The following is a 7,549-nucleotide window of genomic DNA, read 5'->3' on the forward strand; positions in this document are numbered from 1 at the left end:
AATCTACATTCGAGACCTTGAGTAAGCGCTTTAAAGAAGAGGGGACTTATAACAAAGTACGTTTGATGTACCAAGATGAAGCTGGTTTCGGAAGAATCAGTAAGATGAGTTCTTGTTGGGCTCCTCAAGGAATCCGACCTAGCATTCCTAGTCATTATATGCGAGAATATCGCTATTGTTATGGGGCAGTAGATGCTCAGACAGGAGATTCCTTTTTCCTCATTGCTGGAGGATGCAATACTGAGTGGACCAATGAATTTCTACGGCAAGTCTCACAAGCTTATCCAGATGACTATATTTTACTTGTCATGGATAATGCTATATGGCATAAATCAAATACCTTAGAGATTCCAAGTAATATTGAGTTGGCTTTTATCCCACCTTATACACCAGAAATGAACCCTATTGAACAAGTCTGGAAAGAAATTCGAAAACGAGGTTTTAAAAACAAGGCTTTCCAAACATTGGAAGCCGTCATTGATAAGCTTCAAGAAGTTATTCAAGGACTGGAAAAAAGCGTTTTAAAGTCCACTGTCAGCAGACAATGGACAAGGTTGCTTTTTGAAAACAATTGAGTATAAAGTAAAATAGATTGCAAGAATGTTGCTTGAATCATTACAAGACAGAAACTTCCCATCTTCCATTCAAATTGATACTCAATGAAAATCAAAGAGTAAACTAGAAAGCTAGTCGCAGGTTGCTCAAAGCACAGCTTTGAGGTTTCAGATAAAACTGACGTGGTTTGAAGAGATTTTCGAAGAGTATGACAAATAAAAAACGAACAAGACCTACTTCCTATCACGAAAGCTAGATCTCATTCGTCAAAATGATATTACCAAGTCTGGTTTATCCATTCATTGAAACGTGAACATGGTCATAGTGGTTTTCTGTCACACTACCGCGGTCTGGCATTGGATTCCAAGTGTTAGCTGGCCCATATTTGCTATCGAATGGAGCATAGAAACGTTGTTTCCAGATGATGTAACTAATGCCGCGGCTGGCCATATTTTGAATAGCGTATTCCGCAATCTTATCCCCTAGTTCTGAGCTTTCTGGTACAATAAAGTCAATAGCCAAACCTTTTCCGTGATCTCCACTGTCTCCTGGACGGTAACCACTAAAGAATGTGATGCCAAACAAGTTGGCAATTTCTTCTTTAAAGGCAGCCGTTTGTGGTTGAAGGCCTGCATTTTCAGATTTCGCTACTGCAAGTCCAGCATAATCAGGCGCAGCTGGAGCTGTGTAAGTTGTTGAAACTATCTTCGTCTCTTCTGGTTGATAAGTAGAAACTGTTGGTGTAGCTCCATTTGATGATGCTACTTCTTTTGCTTCTGAACTTGTTGCAGTTGTTTCAGGAGCTTTTTCTTCTACTGGTGTTGTAGTTGCTTCTACTGCTGATTCAGCTTGAGTGCTTGCTTGAGTTTCATCTTTCTCAGCTGGAGTCATTGCCTGAGGAGCTGCTTCTGCAACTGCACTACTTGTTTCGGCTGTTTGCTCCTCTGGGACAGAAGTTCCTGTAGATGGTGTCACTTCTTCTGTAGCAGTCACTGTCTCTGTAACTTCTGAATTTGATGAGACTTCTTTTGGCGCTTCTGCAATTGGTTGAGAAAGATCTGCAACTTGAACAGTTTGATCATCTACAGTCACTTGATTGGTTGTCAAATCTGCTGTCGCAGTTGTCACTTCTTCATTAGAGTCTGCTTGGGGTGTTTGGATTTCAACTTCCGTTACTTCTTCTACTTCATTGACAGTCGTTGTCAAAACAGTTTCTGGGAAAATCAAGTCCATATTAGTGATTTTATTCAAATTCGCAAGAACTGTGACATCTACACCCAAGGCTTCTGCAATTGTGCTCAAGGTATCACCATACTGTACTGTATAACTTGTTTTGTTGTCCGTTTTAGTCAAATCATTTTTGATTTGCTCAACACTACGTGCAGTCCAAAGAACTTCTTCTGCTTGAGTTGCCAATACTGGGGCAAATGACAAGGCTACTGTTGAGGCTAATAATATTCTTTTCTTCATTCTTTCAAATTCCTTTCAAATGAGTACCTGTCTATCATAACACAAAAAATGCAGAAAAAAAGCCCTCTCGGGCCTATTTAACAGAACTGTCTATTCCTTGTAACAAACTCGGTTACTTGAAACAGTTTGTTAGGTCTCTGTCACAAAACTGACATAATCTTTTTATCGCTCAACCTCAAAAATACGGGAAATATCTACTAACGCTTGAATCCTGTGATTGCCTTCATAAGACGACTCTAAAAAGTTGAGACTTTGAATCCCACTATTCTGGGCAAATTCCACATCCAGAGTCCGATCCCCTATATAATAAGTATTGTCAGAATTCAACTGATACTTGTCTAACAGATAGTTAGCCGCTTCTGGACTTGGCTTCCGCGCAAAGCCACTCTGACTGGTTAAAATCTCCGTAAAATAGGACTCCAAACCCAAATCTCTGAGAATGGTAAAAGCGTTCTTCCCCTTATGAGTATAGACAAACTGCTGAATCCCTGTCTCATTTGCCCAAGCTAGCACCTCACGCGCACCTGGCATCAAAATTACCTGAGCATTCTTTTCAGCCAGACTTTGGGCACGCACTTGATTGAGCACTTCCACATCTAGCTTTCGCTCTTCCGCCACCTGCACAAGCAAATCCTGCACCGAATACTTGAGGATAAACTCTCTTACCTTCTCCTTATCATAAGGAATAGAAAACTGAGCAAAAGTCTCCTCAATCCCTGATAAAATCGCTTCGTAAGAGTCCAATAAAGTCCCGTCTAAATCCCAAATAAAAGCTGTTTTTTGCATTTCCTATCCTTTCAAGCTCATATAACGCTGGTAGCGGTAGCGTAGAAATAACCAACGAAAACCATTATCCAAAAGGGTTCCGGCCCAAATACCAGGTAAGCCCCAACCAAGCACAAGCCCCATCAGATATCCTGTTCCAATGCGGATACACCACATTCCTATACTTGTCGCATAAAAGGGAAGCCGAGCATTGCCCAAACCCTGCCAGACTGCTGTATAGATGACTGTTCCTATCGTCATAGGAGTACCAAGTAGTGAAAAAAGTGTCACTAGAACACTAGCCTCAACAGCTAGAGGATCAGTCGTATAGAGATGAGTTAGTGGTATACCCAAGGCATAGATACTAAAGGTCAAGGGCAACATGAGGACCAGAGAAAGCCAAAAGGTTTGCTTGCTCAAACTAGCTACTCTTTTCCAATTATCCTCTCCAACTGCTCGAGCCACTAGCATGACCGTTGCCGTAGCCACGCCAAAGACAGGCATGTAGTTAAACTGGGTCAAGACTTCTCCGACTGCATTCCCAGCAACTGCCTCCGTTCCAAAAGAAACGACCAAGGCAATGATAACGACATCACCAGCCCGCATCATAAGCCGCTCTCCAGCTGCTGGCAAAGCTAAGGTCAATAGTTCCTTATCTAAACCAAAAGTTGGCTTCGCATAAGGCAGTTTTAATTGTGACCACAAAATCACAAGACCAACCAAGCGAGACAGAATAGTCCCCCAAGCAACACCCGCTATCCCCATATCAAGGATAAAAATAGCTAGACTGGAAAAAAGAATATTCAAGGCATTGGATAAAAGACTAACATAGAGAGGCAGATGTGGATTATGTGTTGCACGAATCAAAGCACCCAGACTCGTCATCAAGCCCAAAAGAACAATCGAACCACCAACTAAAGATAGGTAGAGTCCACCACTCTCAGCTACATCTCTCTCCGTCCCCAAAAGTCCTATCATCTCTTGCCCAGCAAAGATGGACAAAGCTCCTAAAAGGAAACTTAATAATAAGGTAATCTTCAAGGCTTCAGTCACATGATAGGCTAGCTTAGATTGATCCTTCTGCCCCAAACTTTTTGAAATAACACTGGAAATAGCAGCTCCCAGAGCGATGAAAATCGCCTGATAAATCGTGATAATATTGCCAGCTACTGATACACCCGAAATGGCTATCAATCCTAAATGAGCAACCAAATAACTGTCCACCATTCCCATGAGCATCTGCAAAAAGTTTTCGCCCATAGCTGGTAAGGCAATATTAAGAATATCTTTATTTTTCTTAAACAATCCGTCCTCCTGATGAAAAGAAACTCAGTTGGCTTCCCAACCGAGTTTACTCCTTCTGTCTTAAAGTCCTAAATAAGACTCAACCGCTGCTTGCATATCAGCAGCTGCCACTGTTGTCTTGTGACGAACAGGAGCTGTTTCAAGCCCGTCAACTGCAGGTGGTACAGCCACTCCTGAGATTTCATGTAATTGAGCCAAGGCTTCAAAGTCAGTCAAGCCAACTTTCCCTGTTACAGCTTCTACTGCAACTACTGGGAACTTGTATGGACTAGCTGTTGAAGCAATCACTGTCTTAGTCGCATCGCCAGTAGCCGCTTGGTATTTCTTATAAACTGCTGAAGCAACCGCCGTATGTGGATCCTCGATATAAGAATCTGACTCATAAACACGCTTGATTTCTGCAGCTGTTTCTTCCTCAGTCGCATATTCAGCTGCAAAGAGGTCCAAAATCTCTGCATCAAAATTAGTCAACTCATATTGACCTTGGCTATTCAAGGCATTCATGAGTTCAGCTGTTTTAACCGCATCATTCCCCAAAAGATGGAAAATCAAACGCTCCAAGTTTGAAGATACCAAAATATCCATAGATGGACTAGTTGTCACCTTAAACTCGCGTTTCTTATCGTAAACACGTGTCTTGAAGAAGTCTGTCAAAACATTGTTGTCATTTGAAGCACAGATCAATTTACCAACTGGTAGACCAATTTGTTTAGCATAAAAGGCAGCCAAGATATTTCCAAAGTTTCCTGTTGGTACTGTGAAGTTGACCTTATCACCAGCCACAATCTCACCAGTCTTGACCAACTGAGCGTAGGCATAAACATAATAAACAATTTGTGGTACCAAACGACCAATGTTCATAGAGTTTGCAGATGAAAATTGCAACTTGTTGGCCGCTAATTTTTCACGAAGGGCTACATCGTTAAACATTTGTTTGACGTTAGTTTGCGCATCGTCAAAGTTACCATCAATAGCAATAACATGAGTATTGTCGCCAGTCTGAGTGGTCATTTGCAACTCTTGAACCTTGCTGACACCGTCCTTTGGATAAAAGACGATAATCTCAGTACCAGGCACATCGGCAAATCCTGCCATAGCAGCTTTCCCAGTATCACCAGATGTCGCTGTCAAGATAACAATCTTATTTTCCAAACCATGTTTCTTGGCAGCAGTCGTCATAAAGTATGGCAAGATAGACAAGGCCATATCCTTAAAGGCAATCGTTGAACCATGGAAGAGTTCCAAGTTATATTGGCCGTCTAATTTCACTAATGGCGCGATAGCTGGAGTATCAAATTTGCTATCGTAAGCATTGTTGATACAGTAGTCCAACTCCTCAGCTGTAAAGTCATCTAAAAATGCTGACAAAACTAACTTAGCCACTTCTTGGTAAGAAGCATCTTTCAATTTGTCAAAGTCCAAATCTACCTTTGGATAAGTAAGCGGTGTAAATAAACCACCGTCCGTCGCCAAACCTTGCAAAATAGCTTGGCTAGCAGTTACTGTATTTTTCGCATCACGCGTTGATTGATAAACTAATGTCATTACTCTCTATCCTTTATCTATAGTCACTTCCATTATATCATGATTTTTCAGAAAATTCTCCCTTTATAAGAGAAATTATATACCCAATTCTTCTTTCAAAGCCTGTAAGTAGGTCATTTCTTGCTTATTTCTCATCTCCAGTCCTTCCTCAGCTAGAAGGAGTAAGTCTTTGGAAAATTCAATAATCGCAGTTTTTTCCTCAGCTATAAGATTTTTTTTAGAAAATTGCCGTCTTAAAAACTTGTAATCACGACCAAATTCTTTAAAGAAAGGTGCTGTTTCTAAATAAGCTTCTAACTTATCTAAATTAACCAACAATCCCAAGTGAAAAGCTGCTGAAGCAAAGGTTCTATCTAGAGGCTGAGTACACACACTACGAAACTCAACTGTTCCGCGAGTCGTTAAGTCTTGGTACTGATAACTACGATGTGTTTCAAAATCCTTCTCTTGAGGATAAATAATAATCTCATCCCCATTAAGTGCATATGCTTGGATTTCAGGTGTAGCCAAATAGTCCCTTGCCTGAATCGGATAAAAATAATAGGTTTGTTCATCACGTTCCGCAGTAAAAATTGCAGAATGATCTAGATAATCCAAAAAATCATCCTCATCTTTAAAGAGTCTAGCATTGACCCCGACGTTTTTTGGATAGATACCATGCATCGATTCTTCCCAGAAAATATCCCTTGAAATTTTCGTATCCCAATCCGCACCTGTAAACTCAGAGTTTGCAAATAAATAAGCCTTAACTGCTTCAATTTGGGTAAAAGCATTAATCACTCGTAAGTAGTTAGACTTTGAAACATCCAGCTGTACCTGACTCCCACAGATAAAAGCACCATATTCAGGGAAATGATGCAACTCTGATTTAGTCACATTTCTACTCAAATTCAAATAGTCCATCAACATGCGATACCGTGGGTAAGCCACTGGACAGTTCTCATTCTTATCCCAGTTAGGATGAATGCCACAGCCAACAATAGCATGATTTGATTCAGCTAACTTCTTCTGAATCACATCCATATAATTGTTAAAACGATTTTCGACCTCTTGAATCGTTTCAGCCTTACCAAATGCAAACTCAATCGTAGTATAGCAAACTTCAAATAAAATAGTATCCTGACTTACTGGATCTACTAACTGGATAGGATACCCAAAATCATCTACCTTTTCGACAGTAAAATCCAAAGCAAAAACTAAATATCGGAATAACTGCTTGATAACTTCAACATCTGTAGCATCCCCTTCCAAGTTTACAACAGGATATTCCAGCTCAATCCCGACAAACAATTCAGGATTTTCTTTAATATTTTTCAAATACCGATGTTTTAATAAATCGATAGAACGAGACATACTTCCCTACACTTTCATAATCTAAATAAAATTTGGATAAGTATTATTATAGCAAAAATAATATAAAAAAGGAACGAAGACTTACAACGTTCCTTATCGCTATACTATACCGGCGGCCGGGGTCGAACCGGCACGTCCTTGCGGACACTGGATTTTGAGTCCAGCGCGTCTGCCAATTCCGCCACGCCGGCAAATAGTAACTGGGGTAGCTGGATTCGAACCAACGCATGAGGGAGTCAAAGTCCCTTGCCTTACCGCTTGGCTATACCCCAATAATATAAAATAGGCGAGTGATGGGGATCGAACCCACGCATGCCAGAGCCACAATCTGGTGTGTTAACCACTTCACCACACCCGCCATAATTTTATTAACACGGGCAGTAGGAATTGAACCCACACTGAAGGTTTTGGAGACCTTAGTTCTACCTTTAAACTATGCCCGTAAAATGGAAGGGGAGGGATTCGAACCCCCGAACCCGAAGGAGCGGATTTACAGTCCGCCGCGTTTAGCCTCTTCGCTACCCTTCCAAAATATATAAATGGCGCGAGACGGAAT

The 7,549-nt window shown here is 41.0% G+C and carries 6 protein-coding genes and 5 tRNA genes; 1 reads left to right on the top strand and 10 read right to left on the bottom strand.

The annotated features are described in order from the left end of the window. Nucleotides 1-575 (top strand): IS630 family transposase (locus tag HT687_RS07845; RefSeq protein ID WP_172924142.1); only part of this gene is annotated, 575 nt, incomplete at its 5' end. Between the two features lie 271 nt (nucleotides 576-846). On the opposite strand, the gene HT687_RS07850 is transcribed toward HT687_RS07845, so the two are convergent. From HT687_RS07850 to HT687_RS07895, 10 genes are all read right to left on the bottom strand, one after another. Further along, complete coding sequence (locus tag HT687_RS07850; RefSeq protein WP_023937553.1) at nucleotides 847-2,025, bottom strand: LysM domain-containing protein; 1,179 nt, start codon at nucleotides 2,023-2,025, stop codon at nucleotides 847-849. A gap of 162 nt (nucleotides 2,026-2,187) precedes the next feature. Then, nucleotides 2,188-2,811, bottom strand: a complete 624-nt coding sequence (locus HT687_RS07855; RefSeq protein ID WP_023934402.1) for an HAD family hydrolase — start codon at nucleotides 2,809-2,811, stop codon at nucleotides 2,188-2,190. A gap of 3 nt (nucleotides 2,812-2,814) precedes the next feature. After that, entirely contained in the window at nucleotides 2,815-4,095 is a 1,281-nt protein-coding gene (locus HT687_RS07860) for an MATE family efflux transporter (protein ID WP_023937550.1), read from the bottom strand. 60 nt (nucleotides 4,096-4,155) lie between these two features. Further along, the gene (thrC, locus tag HT687_RS07865; RefSeq protein WP_023937548.1) at nucleotides 4,156-5,640 is read right to left on the bottom strand and encodes a threonine synthase; all 1,485 of its coding nucleotides are present in this window, start codon (nucleotides 5,638-5,640) and stop codon (nucleotides 4,156-4,158) included. Between the two features lie 75 nt (nucleotides 5,641-5,715). After that, on the bottom strand, nucleotides 5,716-6,993 hold the full coding sequence (locus tag HT687_RS07870; RefSeq protein ID WP_023937546.1) for a glutamyl-tRNA synthetase: 1,278 nt from the start codon (nucleotides 6,991-6,993) through the stop codon (nucleotides 5,716-5,718). A gap of 107 nt (nucleotides 6,994-7,100) precedes the next feature. Next, nucleotides 7,101-7,184, bottom strand: a tRNA-Leu gene (locus tag HT687_RS07875). Between the two features lie 9 nt (nucleotides 7,185-7,193). After that, nucleotides 7,194-7,265 (bottom strand) — tRNA-Gln (locus HT687_RS07880). A gap of 13 nt (nucleotides 7,266-7,278) precedes the next feature. Then, nucleotides 7,279-7,351 (bottom strand) — tRNA-His (locus tag HT687_RS07885). Nucleotides 7,352-7,365: 14 nt separating this feature from the next. Beyond that, nucleotides 7,366-7,436, bottom strand: a tRNA-Trp gene (locus HT687_RS07890). Nucleotides 7,437-7,440: 4 nt separating this feature from the next. Then, nucleotides 7,441-7,521, bottom strand: a tRNA-Tyr gene (locus HT687_RS07895). Nucleotides 7,522-7,549 lie beyond the last annotated feature (28 nt).

This window comes from Streptococcus sp. 1449 (assembly GCF_013276805.1).
Lineage (GTDB): Bacteria > Bacillota > Bacilli > Lactobacillales > Streptococcaceae > Streptococcus > Streptococcus pseudopneumoniae.